Origin of the sequence: Agrobacterium sp. SORGH_AS_0745, from assembly GCF_030818995.1 — a bacterium.
In the GTDB taxonomy this organism is placed as follows: Bacteria; Pseudomonadota; Alphaproteobacteria; order Rhizobiales; family Rhizobiaceae; genus Agrobacterium; species Agrobacterium tumefaciens.
Genome location: NZ_JAUTBI010000001.1, coordinates 1,844,870 through 1,864,269 on the forward strand (window position 1 = coordinate 1,844,870; position 19,400 = coordinate 1,864,269).

Annotated in this window: 17 protein-coding genes and 1 pseudogene; 17 read left to right on the forward strand and 1 reads right to left on the reverse strand. The window is 59.7% G+C overall.

Annotation, left to right across the window (positions count from 1 at the left end; genetic code table 11):
* The first annotated feature begins 91 nt into the window (after positions 1 to 91).
* From QE432_RS08405 to chrA, 11 genes and pseudogenes are all read left to right on the forward strand, one after another.
* A pseudogene (locus QE432_RS08405) lies at positions 92 to 1,178 on the forward strand (ABC transporter ATP-binding protein).
* A 30-nt stretch (positions 1,179 to 1,208) separates the two neighbouring features.
* Complete coding sequence (locus tag QE432_RS08410) at positions 1,209 to 2,498, forward strand: ABC transporter substrate-binding protein (RefSeq protein WP_306623756.1); 1,290 nt, start codon at positions 1,209 to 1,211, stop codon at positions 2,496 to 2,498.
* A 75-nt stretch (positions 2,499 to 2,573) separates the two neighbouring features.
* Positions 2,574 to 3,485 (forward strand): ABC transporter permease, encoded by a 912-nt coding sequence (locus QE432_RS08415; RefSeq protein WP_019566429.1) that lies wholly within the window; start codon positions 2,574 to 2,576, stop codon positions 3,483 to 3,485.
* 3 nt (positions 3,486 to 3,488) lie between these two features.
* Positions 3,489 to 4,304 (forward strand): ABC transporter permease, encoded by an 816-nt coding sequence (locus tag QE432_RS08420; protein WP_306623760.1) that lies wholly within the window; start codon positions 3,489 to 3,491, stop codon positions 4,302 to 4,304.
* A gap of 14 nt (positions 4,305 to 4,318) precedes the next feature.
* The gene (locus QE432_RS08425; protein ID WP_112673882.1) at positions 4,319 to 5,077 is read left to right on the forward strand and encodes an aspartate/glutamate racemase family protein; all 759 of its coding nucleotides are present in this window, start codon (positions 4,319 to 4,321) and stop codon (positions 5,075 to 5,077) included.
* Between the two features lie 198 nt (positions 5,078 to 5,275).
* A complete protein-coding gene (locus QE432_RS08430) occupies positions 5,276 to 5,821 on the forward strand; it encodes an RNA polymerase sigma factor (RefSeq protein ID WP_306623762.1) in 546 nt (181 codons plus the stop codon).
* A 20-nt stretch (positions 5,822 to 5,841) separates the two neighbouring features.
* Positions 5,842 to 6,255, forward strand: a complete 414-nt coding sequence (locus tag QE432_RS08435) for a hypothetical protein (protein WP_236762655.1) — start codon at positions 5,842 to 5,844, stop codon at positions 6,253 to 6,255.
* Positions 6,252 to 6,701 (forward strand): periplasmic heavy metal sensor, encoded by a 450-nt coding sequence (locus QE432_RS08440; protein ID WP_003517770.1) that lies wholly within the window; start codon positions 6,252 to 6,254, stop codon positions 6,699 to 6,701. Before QE432_RS08435 ends, QE432_RS08440 begins: the two co-directional genes overlap by 4 nt.
* 43 nt (positions 6,702 to 6,744) lie before the next feature.
* The gene (locus tag QE432_RS08445; RefSeq protein ID WP_065705347.1) at positions 6,745 to 8,295 is read left to right on the forward strand and encodes a DUF1800 domain-containing protein; all 1,551 of its coding nucleotides are present in this window, start codon (positions 6,745 to 6,747) and stop codon (positions 8,293 to 8,295) included.
* A gap of 2 nt (positions 8,296 to 8,297) precedes the next feature.
* Positions 8,298 to 9,524: a DUF1501 domain-containing protein gene (locus QE432_RS08450; RefSeq protein WP_112673884.1), complete on the forward strand. Its 1,227-nt coding sequence runs from the start codon at positions 8,298 to 8,300 to the stop codon at positions 9,522 to 9,524.
* 170 nt (positions 9,525 to 9,694) lie between these two features.
* Positions 9,695 to 10,924, forward strand: coding sequence for a chromate efflux transporter (gene chrA, locus QE432_RS08455; RefSeq protein WP_065705349.1), 1,230 nt, complete (start codon positions 9,695 to 9,697; stop codon positions 10,922 to 10,924).
* On the opposite strand, the gene QE432_RS08460 is transcribed toward chrA, so the two are convergent.
* Positions 10,919 to 11,809, reverse strand: coding sequence for a LysR substrate-binding domain-containing protein (locus QE432_RS08460; RefSeq protein WP_035199295.1), 891 nt, complete (start codon positions 11,807 to 11,809; stop codon positions 10,919 to 10,921). The two genes, chrA and QE432_RS08460, sit on opposite strands and share 6 nt — an antisense overlap.
* Positions 11,810 to 11,942: 133 nt before the next feature.
* Between QE432_RS08460 and ampC the strand changes: the two genes are divergently transcribed.
* The 6 genes from ampC to QE432_RS08490 all read left to right on the forward strand — a co-directional run bounded on the left by ampC (position 11,943) and on the right by QE432_RS08490 (position 19,397).
* A complete protein-coding gene (gene ampC / locus QE432_RS08465; protein WP_065705351.1) occupies positions 11,943 to 13,100 on the forward strand; it encodes a class C beta-lactamase in 1,158 nt (385 codons plus the stop codon).
* Between the two features lie 191 nt (positions 13,101 to 13,291).
* A complete protein-coding gene (locus QE432_RS08470; protein ID WP_065705354.1) occupies positions 13,292 to 14,104 on the forward strand; it encodes a FadR/GntR family transcriptional regulator in 813 nt (270 codons plus the stop codon).
* A gap of 78 nt (positions 14,105 to 14,182) precedes the next feature.
* Positions 14,183 to 15,691 carry an ABC transporter substrate-binding protein gene (locus tag QE432_RS08475; protein WP_065705517.1) on the forward strand — a complete coding sequence of 503 codons (1,509 nt, stop codon included), beginning with the start codon at positions 14,183 to 14,185 and terminating at the stop codon, positions 15,689 to 15,691.
* A 67-nt stretch (positions 15,692 to 15,758) separates the two neighbouring features.
* On the forward strand, positions 15,759 to 16,706 hold the full coding sequence (locus QE432_RS08480; protein WP_003499573.1) for an ABC transporter permease: 948 nt from the start codon (positions 15,759 to 15,761) through the stop codon (positions 16,704 to 16,706).
* 11 nt (positions 16,707 to 16,717) lie between these two features.
* Positions 16,718 to 17,590 (forward strand): ABC transporter permease, encoded by an 873-nt coding sequence (locus tag QE432_RS08485; protein ID WP_013761355.1) that lies wholly within the window; start codon positions 16,718 to 16,720, stop codon positions 17,588 to 17,590.
* A gap of 22 nt (positions 17,591 to 17,612) precedes the next feature.
* Positions 17,613 to 19,397, forward strand: a complete 1,785-nt coding sequence (locus tag QE432_RS08490; RefSeq protein ID WP_019566417.1) for a gamma-glutamyltransferase family protein — start codon at positions 17,613 to 17,615, stop codon at positions 19,395 to 19,397.
* Positions 19,398 to 19,400: the final 3 nt, after the last annotated feature.

The following is a 19,400-nucleotide window of genomic DNA, read 5'->3' on the forward strand; positions in this document are numbered from 1 at the left end:
CCGGTGGGCACATCGAAATTCCCTTTTTATATCAATGGCAAAGCCGATTGGCACGGCTCCTGCATGACAAAGACGTCGCAGGAGAGTGTTCATGAGCAAAGCCGCAGCAATCGACATCGCTTCCGTTTCCAAGATTTATGGCAACACCACCGCGGTGCATGCCATAAGCCTCAAGATACCGGCAGGAAGTTACTGCTGCCTGCTCGGTCCTTCGGGCTGCGGCAAGACCTCGACACTGCGAATGATCGCCGGCCACGAAAGCATTTCAAGCGGCGATGTCAGGCTTGGTAATGTGGTCGTCACCGATCTGCCGCCCGCCAAACGCGGCACGGCAATGATGTTCCAGTCCTATGCGCTGTTTCCGCATCTCGATCTCGTCGACAACGTTGCCTTCAGCCTCAAGATGAAGGGGGTGGACAAGGAAGCGCGCCGCGCCAAGGCGCTGGAGATGCTGCGGCTGATGCAGCTCGAACCCTATGCCACCCGGCGCCCGGCCCAGCTTTCCGGCGGGCAGCAGCAGCGCGTGGCGTTGGCTCGCGCGCTTATCACCGACCCCGAGGCGTTGCTGCTGGATGAGCCGCTTTCGGCACTCGATCCTTTCCTCAAGATCCGTATGCGGGCCGAGCTGAAGAAGCTGCAAACCTCGCTCGGCCATCACCTTTGTTCACGTCACACACAGTCAGGAAGAGGCAATGGCGCTGGCCGACGTCATCGTCGTCATGAATGATGGCCGCATCGAGCAGGCAGCGACGCCGCGCGAGCTGTTTGAGCGCCCGGCCACCGCTTTCGTCGCCCGCTTCATGGGCGATCACAATGTCATTTCCGGCCGGTTCAAGGAAAAGAACGGCGATCTCGTCACGCTGGAGGTTGCAGGCGGCGGAACCTTCACGGCAGGCGGCGTTGCCCCGGATGACGGCGCGGTCGATATCGCCGTTCGTACCGACCGTGTGCGCGTCGGCGAGGCGGATCAACCCGGTTTCGGTTTTACCGGTATCGTCTCGAATGTCGAATATCGCGGTGCAAGCGTGAAGATCGCCGTGACCGGCGCGGGCATTGAGGATTTCAACGCCATCCTCAGCGACGTCGCCTTCTTCGAAAAGCCGGTGAAGACCGGCGACGCCATACCGCTTTCATGGAATGCGGCCGATGCCATCGTGCTCGGCCGGGTAGAGAAGTGACCCCAAAAATAACCAGAGGAGAACTTTGAAATGACCGACACCTCCAACAGCAACAAGGGCCTGTCCCGCCGCGGCCTTCTAAAGGCAGGTGCCGCCGCAACAGGCGCGGCCATCGGCTCCGGCCTTGTCACCGGTTTCCCGACCATATGGGCGCAGAACCCGATCACGATCCGCCAGTTCGGCACGGGTGTTTCGAACCTCAATGCGATTGCCGAAAAGTGCAAGGCTGATCTCGGTATCACACTGGAGATGACGGCGACGGATTCGGATGCGGCCGCGCAGCGCGCCGTGACCCAGCCGAACTCCTACGATATCGCCGATATCGAATACTGGATCCTGAAGAAGGTCTACCCGGCGGGTGTCATTCAGCCGATGGAAATCAAGAAGCTGAAATATTACGACAAGATCGTTCCGCTGTTTAAAAACGGCAAGCTGACGCCCGATAGCGTTGTGGCCCAGGGTACCGCCCCGCACACGGTCGGTTTCGTCGAAAAGCCCGGCGACAAGAAGTTTGCGAAAAGCGAAACCGATTATTTCACCATGGTTCCGACCATCTACAATGCCGATACGCTCGGCATTCGCCCCGATCTCGTCGGCCGCGATATCACCAGCTGGGCCGATATCATGGACCCCAAGTTCAAGGGCAAGGCCTCTATCCTCAACATCCCCTCCATCGGCATCATGGATGCGGCGATGATCATGGAAGCCATGGGCAACATCAAATATGCCGACAAGGGCAACATGACGAAGGAGGAGATCGACAAGACCATCGACTTCCTCATCAAGGCCAAGAAGGACGGCCAGTTCCGTGCCTTCTGGAAGAGCTTCGATGAAAGCGTCAACCTCATGGCGTCGGGTGAAGTCGTGATCCAGTCCATGTGGTCGCCCGCCGTCGCCGCCGTTCGCTCCAAGGGCATCGCCTGCAAATACCAGCCGCTCAAGGAAGGTTATCGCTCGTGGGGCGGCGGCCTTGGCCTTGCCAAGCACCTCTCCGGCGCAAAGCTGGATGCGGCTTACGAGTATATCAACTGGTACACCTCCGGCTGGGTTGGCGCCTACCTCAACCGTCAGGGCTATTACTCCGCCGCCATGGATACGGCCAAGGAACATATGTCGGCCGACGAGTGGGGTTACTGGGTCGAAGGCAAGCCCGCGCAGGGCGATATCATCGCGCCTGATGGCAAGGTCATGGAAAAGGCCGGTGCAGTGCGCGACGGCGGTTCGTTCCAGGAGCGCATGGGCAAGGTCGCCTGCTGGAACTCCGTCATGGACGAGGACCGCTACATGGTTCGTCGCTGGAACGAGTTCATCGCGGCCTGATCTTCTCGCCTTTCACAGACATGAGGCCGCGCCGACGCGGCCTCTCTTTCACAGGCAGCCAGCAGGAGAAAAGCCTTGGTGACAGTCAGATTCATCGGCGTGAGCGAAAAAAAGGACAAGCCGTCCCGCAGCTTCGCCCTGCCGCAGAAGCTTGTGTCCTATATTCAGGCCACACCGCTTTTCCTGATCCTCGGCTTTTTCCTGCTTTTACCGATCGTCATGATCGCCGTCGTCAGTTTCTGGGATTATGATTTTGCCCAGATGTATCCGGGTTTCGTGACCTTCAACTATACCGAGACGCTTGGTTCCTGGGTCACGTGGCAAACCTATATCAACACGCTGAAATTCGCCGCCATCGTCTGGGCGATCACGCTGTTCTGCGGTTTTTGGGTCGCTTATTTCCTCGCTTTTCATATCCGCACCACCACCATGCAGATGGTTCTGTTCCTCGTCTGCACCGTGCCTTTCCTGACGTCGAACATCATCCGCATGATTTCCTGGATTCCCGTTCTCGGGCGCAACGGGCTGGTCAACAGCGCGCTGGTCAGCGCCGGCATCGTACCTGCGCCAATCGAATGGCTGCTCTATTCGGATTTTGCCGTGGTGCTGGCCATGGTGCATCTTTATACGCTGTTCATGGTCACACCCATCTTCAACACGCTGATGCGCATCGATAAATCGCTGATCGAAGCGGCGCGCGATGCCGGGGCGACTGGCTGGCAGACCCTCTGGAACGTTATCATTCCGCTTGCCAAACCCGGCATGGCGATCGGCAGCATCTTTGTCGTGACGCTTGTCATGGCCGATTTCTCCACGGTTCAGGTGATGTCCGGCGGGCAGAGCGCATCGGTGGCACTGATGATGAAGAACCAGATGTCGCTGCTGCAATATCCCGCGGCGGCCGCAAATGCCGTCATCCTGCTCATCCTCGTTCTTCTGATGGTCGCGGGCATCCTGCGCATCGTCGATATCCGCAAGGAGCTGTGACCCATGCATTCGGAAAAACGCGGACGTGAATTCTATGTCCTCGCCTTCTTTTTTCTGCTCTTCGTGCTGTTCCTCTACGGCCCGCTGTCGGCAATCCTCATCCTGGCCTTTCAGGGGCCGAATGGCGGACTGACCTTTCCACTCAACGGCGTTTCGCTGCACTGGTTCGGCAATCTTTTCGAACAGCAGGCGGTCGGCGATTTTGGCGGCTCGTTCCGCCGTTCCTTCGGGCTTGGCGTCATGGTCATGGTCGTCACGGTGCTCGTCTCGCTTTTGGCGGGTCTCGCTTTCCGGCGCAAATTCATCGGCGCGACGCCGCTATTCTATCTTTCCGTCGCAAGCCTCGTGGTGCCATCGATCATCATATCACTCGGTATCGGCGTTCTTTTCCAACAGCTTGGGCTGGAACCTTCATGGTCTACATCAGCATTTGGCGCGCATCTGACCTGGACGCTGCCATTCGGCGTGCTCATCATGCTGGCGGTTTTCAACCGCTTTTCTCCATCCTATGAAGAAGCCGCCCGCGATCTCGGGGCATCCGCCTGGCAGACCTTTGCCCATGTGGTGCTGCCGATGATTGCACCGAGCCTGATAGGCGTCGGCCTGTTCGGCTTTACGCTTTCCTATGACGAATTTGCCCGTACGCTGATGACGTCAGGCACCTACAACACCCTGCCGCTGGAAATCTACGGCATGACCACCAACGTCACGACGCCAGTGCTTTACGCGCTCGGAGCCGTCACGACCCTTTTCTCCTTCCTGGTTATTGCGGCCACGCTTGGCCTGATCGTCACTCTGAACCGTCGCCATTCGCGTTGATGAAAAAACAGAACATGCGCATCCTCGTCATTAATCCGAATACGACGCAATCCATGACAGCGACGATCGCCGACGCGGCGACGCGGGCGGCGAGTTGCGATACGGAAATCCTGGCAGTGACCTCTTCCATGGGGCCTGTCTCCATCGAAGGATATTACGATGAGGTTTTCGCGGTACCCGGCCTGCTGCTCGAGCTTGCCAAGGCGCCGACGCTTGGTGCCAGGGCAGCCGTCATCGCCTGTTTCGACGACACCGGACTCGATGCGGCCCGCGCGCTCGCCGACATACCCGTAATTGGGATTTGCGAAGCGGCGGTTTCAGCCACGGCATTCATCGCGCAGAGGTTTACGATCGTTACGACGATGGAGCGTTCGCGGCTGCCGCTCGAACATCTCGTTCACCGTTATGGCATGTCTGCCCGCTGCAATGTGCGTGCCGCCGATATTCCCGTCCTGTCGCTGGAAGATCCGGCATCAAATGCCAGGGACAGGCTGCGGGAAGAGATTTCACTGGCCCTGCGTCAAGATCGCGCCGAAGCGATCGTGCTTGGCTGTGCAGGTATGGCGGATCTGACCGCCGAGCTGCGCAGCGAATTCGGCGTGCCTGTTATCGATGGAGTCGCTGCGGCGGTGAAACAGGCGGAATCGCTGGTATCGATGGGGCTTTCGACCGCCAAGCGCGGCGCCTATGCCACGCCACTCGCCAAGCCCTATCGCGGATTGCTTGAAGCGTTCGGGCCGGACAGGCTTTCCGGGGTGTCTGTGGACGGTTGAAACAGCCGTTCCAATGTGTTCGGGCGGTGACGCGGTCTGCCGTAAAATGCACGCGAATATTTCCCAGAAATCGGCGACGGATTTTGCGCGGGTCTGCGTTAAAGTGGCAAGGTGCGGGACATCCTCACTGAAGCCGCCGTCATTCCGCATGGATTTCGCCCGTGTCCGACAGGACAGTACGGAGACAAAGCCCGATACATGGTAAGCGATCCGGATGCAGATTTGGTGGCGGATGTCGCTGCGGGAGATGTCCGAGCGATGCAGGCTCTGGTGACGGCCAAACTGCCGAGGATCATGGCGCTTGCCACGCGTATGCTGGGTGATCCGGCAGAGGCGGAAGACATCGCGCAGGAGACCTTCCTGCGCATATGGAAACATGCAGGCACGTGGCGGCAGGGGCGTGCGAAATTCGACACATGGATCCACCGGGTGGCGCTGAACCTCTGTTACGACCGGTTGCGAAAGCGCCGGGAAATATCGGTTGCTGAGCCGCCCGAACAGATTGACGGCAGTGTGCTGCCCGATGCCGCCCTGCCATATGATGGTGACGAGAGCGGTGCCGTGGCGCGCGCCTTGCAGGCCATGCCCGCGCGACAAAGGGAGGCGATCGTTCTGGTCTATTATCAGGAGATGTCGAACCGCGAGGCGGCTGACGTCATGCATGTCAGTGTGGACGCACTGGAAAGCCTTCTGGCGCGTGGCCGCCGGGCACTCCATGCGATTTTGAATGAGGGCGACCAATGAACGGGGCGAAGAAGACGCTCATGGATAACAAGGTTTTTTCCGATCTTGTGGCGGCCTATGGTGCCGATCCACAACGCTGGCCGGAAGACCGGCGGCTGGAGGCCATGGCTTATGCGGAGACGGCAGATGGCAGGCGCCTGATTGCGCAGGCGGCACCTCTCGATTTTACGCTGTCGGCATATCGTCTTCGCGACCCTTCGGCCATGCTCAACGCGAAGATCATGGCGCAGGCAAAGGCGCAGACCACCAGACGCAGATGGATCGTCCGGTACGGGCTGGGTGCGGGCATGATCGGCATCAGCCTTGCGGGCGCGCTGACGGGAGCGGTTGCCGTCATCAACCTCACGCCACCGCCCGCCCTGACATTGGGCGATACGTTGACCGCGTTCGGAAACCTGCAAACCGAAAACGAAATGACCGAGGAGACGAAATGAGCGATCAGAATTTCCGCTGGATAGTCGTTGTCCTTCTCGTGGCGAATACATTTCTTGTCTGCGCGCTTGCCGGCGCAGGGTTCGTTTATCTGCGGAACGACCCGGCCGCTGCCGCTGCCCGCATGCCGCTTGCGGGCGAACAATTGCCAAAGACCGAAAGGGAGGCCTTCCGGCGCAGCCTTAGCGATGCACGCAGGACCATGCGGGAAACCTCCGCCGAGGCGCGCCAGGCGCGTATCGAGGCGGCGTCCCTGATGGGGGCAGAAACGCTTGACCCGGAGGCATTGTCCGCAGCGCTTGAGCGTGCCCGCAAGGCGGAATATGAGGTCCGCGCCGCAACCGAGATGCAGGCCGTGGAGTTCGCCCGCACATTGTCGCTAGAGGCGCGGCGCCGGCTGGCGGAAGGCTTGCTTGCCCGTGAGGCGCCGAAACCGGCCACGAAATAATCACATTTCAACAGCGACGGATTTTGGCCCTGGCGCCCGTTGAATGGTCGATAACGAAACGGAGTTCGTATCGGCCATGTCAAATTCCAGGGAATTGGATGCAGCACTCTGTCTGTGGCGTTTCGGCCTCGGCGCGCGTGAAGGCGATATCCAGGCGATCAAAGACGACCCGCGCGATCTGTTGCGGCTGGAAATTACCGAACGCGCCACACCAATTCCTGTCGGCGCACAGCTTCATTCCAGCGCCGATCTTCTGATATCGCTGATGGCGTATAACAAGGAGATCAAGGCCGAGCGTGAAAAACCTGCTGTCCTTGCCGTCGCGGCCACCACCGGCGCCGCGGGTGCGACCGCAGGGGCCATGAGCCCACCATCGCCGGCAATGGCAATTGCCGCAAACGCTATGGACAATGCGGGCATGGTGCCGCCTGCCAGTGCTTCACAGGACAAGAAGCCGGACGTGCCCGCCACCAAGCGCCCCTATTTTCCCCAGCAGATACTGCTTGCGGAGGCGGACGCCCGCTTCAACGGCACGATACGCCAGCCGCTGATCGGTTTTGGCGAGCGGTTGGCAATGTTCTGGGCCAACCACTTCGCGGTTGCCACCGGCAAGGGCGGTGATGTGCACATTCTCGCCGGCGCTTTCGAGCGTGAGGCGATCCGTCCGCATGTCTTCGGCAATTTCGAGGATATGCTGGTCGCAGTCGAGACCCATCCCGCCATGCTGTATTTTCTCGACAATCAGCAATCGATCGGACCGAATTCGCAGGCCAACAGGAATGGCAAGCGCGGGCTCAACGAAAACCTCGCGCGCGAAATCATGGAACTGCATACGCTCGGGGTGGATGGCGGCTATAGTCAGGCTGATGTTACAGCACTTGCCCGCATCATCACCGGCTGGAGCGTCTATCGCGACGAGAAGCGTCCGGGTCCGCTTGGCCGATTTTCCTTCAACGCCAACAACCATGAACCCGGCGACCATGCCGTGATGGGCATCACCTATGGTGAAGCGGGGGTAGAGCAGGGGCGGCGGGCGCTGCGAGATCTCGCGCATCATCCGGCGACGGCCAGCCATCTCGCTTACAAGCTGGTACGGCATTTCGTCAGCGACCATCCACCACCGGAACTGGTGGCGAAACTTGCTGCCGCCTACACCAAGAGCCACGGCGATCTTTCCGCCACCTATATGGCGCTTATCGAGGCTGAACAGTCGTGGAGCCCGACCCTGACCAAGCTCAGACCCCCGTTAGATTTCGTGACGACCGTCATCAGGGCGAGTGGAATAGTGCCAAAACCCGAGCAGGTAATTTCCGTGCTCAACGCATTGGGTCAGCCGCTGTGGAACCCCTCCGGCCCGAACGGTTTTGCCGATGTCACCGATAGCTGGGGTTCTTCCGAGGGGCTGGCGACGCGTATCGATGCCGCCAGTCTGTTCGCCCATCAGGTTGCGGGTTCAACCGATCCGCGCGACTTCGTCGCAGACCGGCTGGGGCCGCTTTTGTCCGAGGAGACGAAAAAGGCCGTGCAGCGGGCTGAGAGCAAACCGCAGGGACTGACGATTGCTTTCCTTTCCCCCGAATTCCAGAGGCGTTGACCATGCTGTGTGAACATCTTTCCCCAACCCGCCGCGCTCTTCTTGGCACAGGCGGCGCGCTTTTTGCCTGGGCCTTCATGCCGCGCTTTGCTTTTGCTGCCGGCGGGCGCGACCCACGTTTCGTCACCATCATCCTGCGCGGCGCGCTCGACGGGCTGACCGCCGTGCCGCCCGTCGGCGACCCCGACTATGAGGCGCTAAGGCAACAGATCGCCATGCGCACTGAAGGCGACAATCCATCCCTCGCGCTGGATGGTTTCTTTGCGCTCCATCCATCCCTTCGCAATTTCCAGCGGCTGTACCGGAAGGGCGAGGCAGCGGTGGTCCACGCCAGCGCCACCGGTTATCGTGACCGTTCGCATTTTGATGGCCAGGATGTGCTGGAATCTGGTTTTCCGACCCCCGGCCATGTCGAGACGGGTTGGCTGAACCGTCTGCTCGAACAGTTGCCGGCGGGTGAAACCATCAATCCAGCTGCGGCCGGGCAGCGGGTGAGCGGCCTTGCCATTGGCGCCAGCGCTCCGCTTGTCATTCGCGGCAAGGCACCGATATTGGGATGGGCGCCATCCGTTCTCAAACCCGCCGATGGCGATCTCGCTCCGCGCCTTGCCGATCTCTACGGCCAGACGGACCCGATGCTGGCGGCATTGCTTGCCGAGGGCATCGAAACCGGCAGGATCGCCTCCGGCGTCGATATCAAGGCGCGCGGTGGTCCGGGTGATCCTGTTGGCATGGAGCAGATGGCGCGGGGTGCCGCACGGCTGATTGCGCACCCAGAAGGGCCGCGCGTTGCGGCGCTGGCTTTCGAGGGTTGGGACACCCATGCCCATGAGGTCGAGCGTCTTTCAAAATTGTTGAGCGGGCTGGACAATGCGCTTGCCGCCTTCGAGCAGGAGCTGGGGCCGGTCTGGAAGGATACGGCCATATTGGTCGCCACGGAATTTGGCCGTACCGCCCGTATCAACGGTACGGAAGGAACTGACCACGGAACGGCAACAACGGCCTTTCTCGCCGGCGGCAGCATCCGTGGCGGGCGTGTCATCGCCGATTGGCCCGGCCTCAAGCTCGCGCAGTTGCGAGATGGGCGGGACCTTGCGCCCACGACGGATATTCGCGCGATCATCAAGGGTCTCGCGGTCGATCATCTCGGCGCAAGCGCTGCCATGCTCGACAAGGCGGTCTTTCCCGGTTCGGAGGCCATCCGGCCCATGAAGGGACTGATCGTCTGAGGCTCGAAAAGGCGTGAAACGAAGATATGGCGCGCGTCGAACGATCCCTTTCATCGAGGACGCGCTCCAGCCTCTTCATATCCCTGTCATAATAGTGTCTGATATCGATATCGTTTTTGATACGGACATTGTGTAGACGAACAGCCGTTGCACGCTCAGGGAGCTTTTTCGTGAAGTCGTCAACGCAAACCATCCGCACTGAAGCGGCCACCCCTCGAAGCGGCACGCCCGGCGAGGTATTTATGGCGTTCCTGAAGCTCGGGGTCACCTCCTTCGGCGGTCCCATCGCCCATCTCGGTTACTTTCGCGATGAGCTGGTCGTGCGGCGCAAATGGATCGACGAGGCGGGTTATGCCGATCTCGTGGCGCTCTGCCAGTTCTTGCCGGGGCCGGCCTCCAGCCAGGTCGGTTTTGCCCTTGGGTTGCTGCGGGCAGGGCCGCTCGGTGCGCTGGCGGCCTGGATGGCCTTCACCCTGCCATCCGCTATCCTCCTGCTTCTCTTCGCCATGGTCGCCGCGTCGATAGAAGGGCCGGTCGGCAACGGCCTGTTGCATGGCCTCAAGATCGTTGCGGTCGCCGTGGTGGCGCAGGCCGTCTGGGGCATGGCAAAGAGCCTTGCTCCAGATAGACAGCGTGCCAGCATCGCGCTCGTCGGCATCATCTGCGTCGTGTTTGTCGCGGGCGCTTTTGGCCAGATTCTGGCGCTTGCCTTGGGTGCCATTGCGGGGCTTTTCTTCTGCCGCAGCGAGGCCGCGCGTCAGGCTTCCCATCTCGCATTCCGGGTGCCGAAAAGTGTCGGATACATTGCGCTTGCCACTTTCGCGCTCCTGTTGGCCTTCCTGCCGGTCTTCGCGGCGATGGCCGGCTCGCAAGGCCTCTCATTGTTCGATGCGTTCTATCGTGCCGGCGCCCTTGTCTTTGGTGGCGGCCATGTGGTGCTGCCATTGCTGCAATCGGCAGTGGTTTCCACGGGCTGGGTGACGGAAGATGCGTTTATCGCCGGTTACGGTGCAACCCAGGCCGTTCCCGGCCCGCTGTTCACCTTCGCGGCCTACCTCGGCGCTGTGGCGGGGCCGCAGCCGAACGGTATTGCGGGAGCAGTCATTGCGCTTGTCGCGATCTTTCTGCCGGGCATGCTATTGCTCGTCGGTGCGCTGCCCTTCTGGGAGGAGTTTCGCAAGCACCTTCTGGCGCAGGCTGCCATGCGCGGCGCAAATGCCGCCGTCGTTGGCATTCTCGGGGCCGCGCTTTATGATCCGGTGTGGACAAGCGCTATCTTCATGCCGAAGGATTTTGCACTTGCGCTGACGGGTTTCATCCTGTTGACGGTGTGGAAGACGCCGCCATGGATCGTGGTGGTCATCTGCGCGATTGGTGGCGTTCTGCTCGCCCTGTCATAGGCCGTCTTGCGCAGGACCGATATTGGTAAACATCCAGTCCGAGAAGGCCTGCATGGCTGGTGTCGGCGGCTTTGATTGCAGCCTCGTCAGCCAGTAGCTGCCGAGCGATATGGTGACGGGGAAGGGCTGGACGATAGCCCCGGATGCCAGATGCCGGGAGAACATCGATGGCGGGGCGAGCGCCACGCCGAGCCCTTGCAATGCGGCCTCCATCATGCCGAGCGAGGTATCGAAAACGATGCCGGCATTCACCTGCGCCACCGGTGTTACGCCAGCCGCTGCAAACCACGTGGCCCATTCGTCAGACCTGTAGCTGCGCAACAGCGTGGCGTCCGCGAGATCAGCGGGGGATTTCAGTGTCTCCGCCAGTTTCGGCGTACAGAGAGGCGAAAGGGGCGCCTCGAAAAGCCGGAATGCATCCGTGCCATGCCAGGAGCCCTGGCCAAATCGAATGGCGAAATCCAGGCCTTCGGCGGCCATGTCCACGCGGTTGTTGTTGGTGGAAACGCGCACGTCGATGAACGGGTGCCGCTTTTGAAATTCCCTCAGCCGCGGCAGCAGCCAGCCCACGGCAAAGGTTCCCACGACGCCCAGAAACAGCAGTTCGCGCACCTGACCGGCTTCGATCCTGTCGAGCGTGATCGCCATCTGATCGAAAGAGCTGGTGACCGTCGGTAGCAGGGCTTCGCCTTCCGCGGTGATTTTCAGGCCTCTTGGAAGCCGTTGAAAAAGGGAAACCCCCAGTCGTTTTTCGAGGCCCTTCACCTGTTGGCTCACAGCCGCCTGCGTCACGCAGAGTTCTATGGCCGCGCGGGTGAAACTGAGGTGCCGCGCTGATGCCTCAAATGCCCTCAAGCCGTTCAGTGGAAGAAATTGCCGAACCATTCAAGACCTAGATTTTGTTATGCCTCGTCCGAGATATCATGATTTGTTCGTGCAATGTAGGGCGGTTAAACGTCTTTCGCTGGGGACGGCGCAGGCGCCGAAAATCCACTTGAGGTTTTGGAGAACACGAAAGATGAAACTTAATCGCAGACATATTGCGTTGGCCACATTGATCTCGACGAGCCTGTTCACGCAGACTTTTGCCGCTGATGATGCCAGGCTGAAAGCGATAACGGATGCAGCGATCAAGCCGGTGATGGAGAAGAACGGTATTCCGGGTCTGGCCGTTGGCATCAGTGTCGATGGCGAAAATCACGTCTTCACCTACGGTGTCATGTCCAAAACTACGGGCCAGCCGGTTACCCCGCAGACGCTTTTCGAGCTGGGTTCCATCAGCAAGACATTCACGGTCACGCTCAGTACCTATGCGGAGACGCAGGGGAAACTGTCACTATCAGGCAAGGTCGAAGACTATCTTCCCTCCATGAAGGGCAAGCCGTTTGGCGATGTCACGCTGATGCATCTTGGCACCCACACCGCCGGCGGCTTTCCGTTGCAGGTACCGGACAGTGTCAAGACGGAGCCGCAGCTTTTGGCCTATTTCAAGGCCTGGAAGCCCGCATACAAGGCGGGAACGCACAGAACCTACGCCAATCCCAGCATCGGAATGCTCGGATACGTCACCGCAAAGGCCATGGGCCAAAGCTATGACAGCGCAATGCAGGACGTACTGTTTCCGGCGCTTGGATTGAAGAGCACCTTCACCGTGGTGCCCAAGGCAAAGATGGCCGATTATGCGCAGGGTTATAAGAGAACCGGCGAACCGGCCCGCATGACGCCAGCCATTCTCTCATCGGAGGCTTACGGGGTCAGATCGACGGCGACCGACATGATCCGTTTCGTCAATGCGAATATGGGGCTGGAAAAGCTGGACGGAAAACTCCAGCAGGCGATCGCCAACACTCATACGGGATATTTCAGCGTTGGCGCGATGACGCAGGATATGATCTGGGAGCAATATGCCTACCCAGCCGCGCTGAAAACACTGATCGAAACGAACTCCGGCGCCTTGCTCAAGACGGTGCCGGTATCGGAAATTTCGCCGCCGATAAAGCCGCGTGGCGATGTCTTCATCAACAAGACCGGCTCCACCAACGGTTTCGGCGCCTATGTGGCGTTCATACCGGAGCAAAAACTCGGTATCGTCATTCTGGCCAATAAAAACTATCCCAATGAGGATCGTGTTGCCGTGGCCTACGAGATTTTGAACGGACTCAAAAGCTCCGAATGATGTCAATGCTGGCGTAAACGCGTACAGGACAAGGGTGGCATTTCGGTCGTAATTCATTTGCTCGCCGACATTGTCTTCCTTGCCCTGAAAGCATGCATTTCCGTCCCTGAAAATCGGCGTATGCCCATATTTTGAGCGCTTGTAATCAAGGCTCAAAAATGGGCTTGACGTCTGCCGAAATTTCTCACCAAATGAACCAATGTTCGATTGGTTCACACAAATGGTGCGGCTTGGCGACAAACCCTAACGACAATTCAAACTACGCTCTGGCGAAGCTTCGCGAGTATATTCAGACGAAGAATCTCGCGAATGACGGCCGCCTGCCGACGGAGCGGGCATTTGCCGAGACCTTCAATGTCGGCCGCCGGTCAATCCGCCGTGCTCTGGAGGTTTTGGAGGCCGAGGGTCTTATATGGCGTCGCCAGGGGGCCGGAACCTTTGTGGGTGAAAAGCCGGACGATTGGTCCACCCAGGTGACCGAAATGGTCGCCAGCACCGATATCATGGAAATCATGGAAGTCCGCCTGCGCATCGAACCGCAACTGGCGCAGCTTGCAGCCATGCGCGCCAAGCCCGCCGAGGTGGAGCGCATGCGCGCGCTCGTCAAGAAGACCGGCGAAAGCACGGATGCCGATGCCAAGGAATTGTGGGACGGCTCGCTCCACCGCCAGATAGCCCAGAGTGCTGGCAACAAGCTGTTCCTGTCGATCTTCGATGTCGTGAACCGTATTCGTCAGGACGATGCCTGGCAGTCGATACGCGAACTCGCCCGGCGCAGTGGCACGAATGGCAAGGCGTCTTTCGAACAGCATGTCGCCATCGTCGATGCCATTGCCGATCGCGATCCGGCGCGTGCCGGAGAGGCGATGCGCCAGCACCTTCTCATGCATCAGGAACGATTGATCCGCGCCACTTCGCTCGGGTTTCAGGAGGAGACGGCTGCGGAAGACCGTGCGGCGAAGAGCATCAACGAAGCCGACAATCCGCTTACTCCGGCCTCATAGGCCGCGGACGAAGACCCGCCGGTCCTTCGGGGCTGGCCAATGACAAAAGTCAAAGAAAACCAGACCAGAGGATCGAACATGAAGAAAATCTACACACTGACTGCGGCGCTATTGGCAAGCGCGTTTCTGACCGCACCAGCCATGTCTTCCGAATTGCGCATCGGCCTCAACGATGACGCGGACGTGCTTGATCCCGCGCAATCGCGCACCTTCGTCGGCCGTATCGTCTACACCTCCATGTGCGACAAGCTGGTGGATATCTCGCAGGACATGAAGATCGTTCCCCAGCTTGCCACCGAATGGGGCTGGTCCGAGGGTGGCAAGGTGCTGACGATGAAAATTCGCGACGGCGTGAAGTTCCACGACGGCGAGACGCTGGATGCGGCCGCCGTCGTTGCCACCATCGAGCGCAACATGACCCTTCCGGAATCCCGCCGTAAGAGCGAGTTGTCCTCGGTTGAAAAGGTTGAGGCCACCGGGCCGCTGGAAGTCAAGTTCACGCTGAAGACGCCCGATGTCACGCTGCTTGCCCAGCTTTCAGATCGCGCGGGCATGATCGTCGCGCCGAAAGCCGCCAAGGAACTGGGCGCGAATTTCGGCTCCAAGCCGGTTTGCGCCGGACCGTTCAAATTCGTCGAGCGCATTCAGCAGGACCGTATCGTCCTCGAAAAATTCGCGGATTATTGGGACAAGGACAAGATCAAGGTCGACAAGATCGTCTACCTGCCAATTCCCGATACAACTGTGAAGCTTGCAAACCTCCGCTCTGGCGATCTCGACATTGCCGAACGTATCTCGGCGTCCGATGCGGAATCCGTCAAGAATGACCCCAAATTGACCTATGCGGACGTGATCGGTCCGGGCTACATGGCCATGTATGTCAATATCAACAACGGCGCGCGCGCTGACAATCCGCTCGGCAAGGACAAGCGCCTGCGTCAGGCCTTCTCCTATGCGATTGACCGCGAAGCGATCGGCCAGATCGTGTTTGAGGGTACGTCCAAGGCCGGCAATCAGTCATTCCCGCCGACAAGCCCATGGTTCAACCAGAACCTGCCGGTGCCGCCCCGCGACATCGACAAAGCCAAGCAGCTGATGAAGGAGGCTGGCTACGAGAAGCTCGATATCGAACTTCAGCACGCCAACAACACCACGCAGACGCAGATGATGCAGGTGATCCAGTCGATGGTGGCGGAGGCTGGCTTCAACGTGACGCTGAAGGCCACCGAATTTGCGACGCTTCTTTCCGAACAGACCGCCGGCAACTATCAGCTCAGCCGTTCCGACTGGTCTGGTCGTATCGATCCCGATGGAAATCTTCACCAGTTCGTCACCTGCAAGGGCGGCATCAACGATGTGAAATATTGTAATCCTGAAGTCGACAAGCTGCTGAACGAAGCACGCGCCTCGACTGAAGATGCGGTCCGCAAGGAGAAATACGATGCGGCAAGCGTCATCCTAAACGACGACATGCCGATCATCTATCTCGGCCACCAGCCCTATGCCTATGCCATTTCCAAGAAGGTCAAGGGCTGGGAGCCTTCGCCTGATGGCATGATCCGCCTTCTCGGCGTCAGCAAGGACTAAGCGCTTCAAATCCGCCGCACGGCTTGCCGTGCGGCCCTCCAGAACGTGCACGAACGGGGGCAATGCCATGCCTGTCTATATCGGCAAGCGACTGCTGGTCGCGATCCCGACGCTTTTGATCATCTCCATCTTCGTCTTCTCGCTGCAGAAACTGTTGCCGGGTGATCCGGTTCTCGCCATGGCGGGTGAGGAGCGTGATCCGGCGACGATTGAATTCCTGCGGGAGAAGTATCGCCTGAACGACCCGGTACCGCTCCAGTACATCAACTGGCTGGGCGGCGTGGTGACCGGCGATTTCGGTATTTCGCTGAGGACCAACCAGCCGGTGCTGGAACTGATCGGCCAGAAGCTGCCGGTCACCATCCAGCTGGCTGTGATGGCGATGTTCTTTGCGATGGTCATCGGTATTCCGATCGGCATTCTGGCCGCCGTCAAGAAAAACACATGGATCGACTACACCGCCAATATCGTGGCGCTTTCCGGCCTGTCGATCCCGAATTTCTGGCTCGGCATCATGCTGATCCTGCTGGTTTCAGTGAAGCTCGGCTGGCTGCCGGCATCCGGATATGAATCGATATTCGTCGACCCCGTTCGCTCCATCGAGACGATGATCATGCCCGCCTTCGTGCTCGGCAATGCGCTTGCGGCAACGTTGATGCGCCACACGCGTTCGGCAATGGTCGCGGTTTTGAGTTCAGACTATATCCGCACCGCCCGCGCCAAGGGGCTTTCGCCGCGCGAGATCATCCTGTCGCACAGTTTTCGCAACGCGCTTCTACCCGTCATCACGCTGTTGGCACTGCTTTTCGGTGAGTTGCTGGCCGGTGCGGTTCTGACGGAGCAGATATTCACCATTCCCGGCTTCGGCAAGATGACCGTCGATGCGGTCTTCACCCGCGATTACGCCGTCGTCCAGGGCATCGTGCTCTGCACCGCGGTCGGCTTCATCCTCATGAACCTGCTGGCGGACATTGCCTATGTCCTGCTTAACCCTCGCCTCAGGGCGACGATCTGAGGCCTGATATTATGACCGCTCTCGATCAAAACCTGTCCGTACCGGTGCCGCGGCAAGAAAGCCGCGCCTGGAAGAAAATGAAGCGCAACAAATCGGCGCTGGCCGGTCTGATTATCGTGCTTTTCTTCACGGTACTTGCCGTTGCAGCACCGATCCTGCCGATTGCTGACCCTATTGCGACCAGCTGGTCGGCCATCCGCAAGGCGCCGTCCGCCGCCCACTGGCTCGGCACCGACGATCTTGGCCGTGATATCCTTTCGCGCATGATTTATGGCGCGCGGGCCTCGCTGATGGCCGGTGTTGTCTCCGTCATGATCGCGGTGGTGATCGGCGTGCCCTTCGGGTTGATCGCCGGTTATTTCGGTGGCTGGGTGGATATGGTCATCTCGCGCATCACCGAAGCGCTGCTGGCTATGCCGTTCCTCATCATGGCTATTGCCCTTGCGGCCTTCCTCGGCCCGAGCCTTACCAACGCGATGATCGCCATCGGGCTTTCCGCCATGCCGATTTTCGTTCGGTTGACCCGTGGTCAGGTGCTGGCGGTCAAGATGGAAGATTATGTCGAGGGGGCAAGGTCGATTGGCCTCAACCACTTCGACATCATGACACGATACATCCTGCCAAATGTCTTTGCTCCCATCATCGTGCAGGCGACCTTGACGGTTGCGACGGCCATCATTGCGGAAGCGAGCCTGTCCTTCCTCGGCCTTGGCCAGCAGGCACCGGCGCCGTCGTGGGGTTCCATGCTGAACACCGCGAAGAACTTTCTGAGCCAGGCACCGTGGATGACGATGTGGCCCGGCATTGCAATTTTCCTCGTCGTCATAGGCTTCAATCTCCTGGGCGATGGCCTGCGTGATGCGCTCGATCCGCGCGAAGCATGATTTCTCATAAGGAACTGACTGAATGACCGAATTTACCACACGCCCCGAGATCCTTGGCACATTCGGCGTCGTCACCTCGACGCACTGGATCGCATCGGCCGTGGGCATGGCAATCCTCGAAAAGGGAGGTAACGCCTTCGACGCAGCGGTTGCCACCGGCTTCGTGCTGCAGATCGTCGAACCGCATCTCTGTGGCCCCGGCGGCGACATGCCTGCCGTCTTTTATTCAAAGAAGAAGGACAAGGTCGAAGTCATCTGCGCGCAGGGGCCTGCTCCGAGTGGCGCCACCATCGAGCACTATACCTCGGAGGGGCTTAAGCTGATCCCCGGCGATGGTCTGCTTGCAACCGTCATTCCCGGAGCCTTCGATGGCTGGATGCTGATGCTGCGCGACTATGGCACGATGAGCGTGCGCGAGGTGCTGGAACCAGCCATCTATTATGCCGAATACGGACATCCGACCCTGCCGCGCGTTTCCGCCACCATCAAGGGGCTGGCGGAATTCTTCGAGAAGGAATGGCCGACATCCTACGAGACCTGGCTGCCGGGTGGTGCCGCACCCGAGCCCCACGCCCTTTTCAGGAATCCTGTACTTGCGGAAACCTACAAGCGGATCGTCACTGAATCCGAAGCGCGTTCGGGTCGCGAAAACCAGATTGAGGCCGCACGCGACGCTTTCTATCGGGGTTTCGTAGCGGAAGCGATCGACACTTACGTCAAGACCGCTGAAGTCATGGATGCAAGCGGCACCAAGCACAAGGGCGTGCTGACGGCGCAGGATATGGCGGACTGGAGCGCGACCATCGAAGCTCCGCAGACGCTTGATTATCATGACTGGACGATTGCAAAGACGCCTGCCTGGGGGCAGGGACCGGTTTTGTTGCAGTCGCTCGCCCTGTTGAAAGGCTTCGATCTTGCGGCCATGGACCCGTCCGGCCCCGATTTCATCCACACCATCGTTGAGGCCATGAAGCTCGCCTTTGCCGACCGTGAGGTCTATTACGGCGATCCTGATTTCGGCCAGATTCCGACGGAATATCTTCTCTCTGAAAGCTACAATGCCGGGCGTCGTAAACTTATCGGCAGCGAGGCATCGCTCGATCTGCGTCCCGGCATCGTGCCGGGTTACGAGAAGCAGGTGGACGCCACCATGGCCATGCTCGCCGAAATGAGCGGCAAGGGCACCGTCTACGAGCCCACCATGTCGCATCTTACCGAAAAACGCGGCGATACCGTGCATATCGATGTCATAGACCGCTGGGGCAACATGGTCTCAACCACGCCGTCCGGCGGCTGGCTGCAATCATCGCCAATTGTTCCGGGATTGGGCTTTGCGCTCAATTCCCGCGCCCAAATGTTCTGGTTGAAGGAAGGCCTGCCGACCTCGCTTGCACCTGGAAAACGCCCGCGCACCACGTTGACACCCTCGCTCGCGCTGCATCAGGGACGCCCTTCCATGGTGTTCGGTACTCCGGGCGGCGATCAGCAGGATCAGTGGCAGCTGCCCTTCTTCCTGCGTTATGCACATCACGGCAAGAACCTGCAGGCGGCCATCGACATGCCGCTGTTCCATACCTCGCATTTTCCGGGCTCGTTTTATCCGCGCACCAGTTCGCCGGGCGAGATCATGGTGGAAAGCACCGTGGGTGATATCACGCTGCAGGAGCTTCGCCGCCGCGGACACAAGGTCACCGTTGCCGATGCGTGGTCGGTGGGCCGCCTGACTGCCGCAAAGCGGGATGCCGATGGCCTGCTGCGGGCCGCCGCAACCCCGCGACTGATGCAGGCCTATGCTGTGGGACGATGACAT

What these genes read in the sequence shown, in the direction of transcription:
- QE432_RS08445 (WP_065705347.1), top strand. Translation starts at nt 6,745, where the DNA reads ATGGTCGATAACGAAACGGAGTTCGTATCGGCCATGTCAAATTCCAGG.
- QE432_RS08460 (WP_035199295.1), bottom strand. Translation starts at nt 11,809, where the DNA reads ATGGTTCGGCAATTTCTTCCACTGAACGGCTTGAGGGCATTTGAGGCA.
- QE432_RS08475 (WP_065705517.1), top strand. Translation starts at nt 14,183, where the DNA reads ATGAAGAAAATCTACACACTGACTGCGGCGCTATTGGCAAGCGCGTTT.
- QE432_RS08425 (WP_112673882.1), top strand. Translation starts at nt 4,319, where the DNA reads ATGCGCATCCTCGTCATTAATCCGAATACGACGCAATCCATGACAGCG.
- QE432_RS08430 (WP_306623762.1), top strand. Translation starts at nt 5,276, where the DNA reads ATGGTAAGCGATCCGGATGCAGATTTGGTGGCGGATGTCGCTGCGGGA.
- QE432_RS08435 (WP_236762655.1), top strand. Translation starts at nt 5,842, where the DNA reads ATGGATAACAAGGTTTTTTCCGATCTTGTGGCGGCCTATGGTGCCGAT.
- QE432_RS08480 (WP_003499573.1), top strand. Translation starts at nt 15,759, where the DNA reads ATGCCTGTCTATATCGGCAAGCGACTGCTGGTCGCGATCCCGACGCTT.
- ampC (WP_065705351.1), top strand. Translation starts at nt 11,943, where the DNA reads ATGAAACTTAATCGCAGACATATTGCGTTGGCCACATTGATCTCGACG.
- QE432_RS08440 (WP_003517770.1), top strand. Translation starts at nt 6,252, where the DNA reads ATGAGCGATCAGAATTTCCGCTGGATAGTCGTTGTCCTTCTCGTGGCG.
- QE432_RS08420 (WP_306623760.1), top strand. Translation starts at nt 3,489, where the DNA reads ATGCATTCGGAAAAACGCGGACGTGAATTCTATGTCCTCGCCTTCTTT.
- QE432_RS08490 (WP_019566417.1), top strand. Translation starts at nt 17,613, where the DNA reads ATGACCGAATTTACCACACGCCCCGAGATCCTTGGCACATTCGGCGTC.
- QE432_RS08450 (WP_112673884.1), top strand. Translation starts at nt 8,298, where the DNA reads ATGCTGTGTGAACATCTTTCCCCAACCCGCCGCGCTCTTCTTGGCACA.
- QE432_RS08485 (WP_013761355.1), top strand. Translation starts at nt 16,718, where the DNA reads ATGACCGCTCTCGATCAAAACCTGTCCGTACCGGTGCCGCGGCAAGAA.
- QE432_RS08470 (WP_065705354.1), top strand. Translation starts at nt 13,292, where the DNA reads ATGAACCAATGTTCGATTGGTTCACACAAATGGTGCGGCTTGGCGACA.
- QE432_RS08410 (WP_306623756.1), top strand. Translation starts at nt 1,209, where the DNA reads ATGACCGACACCTCCAACAGCAACAAGGGCCTGTCCCGCCGCGGCCTT.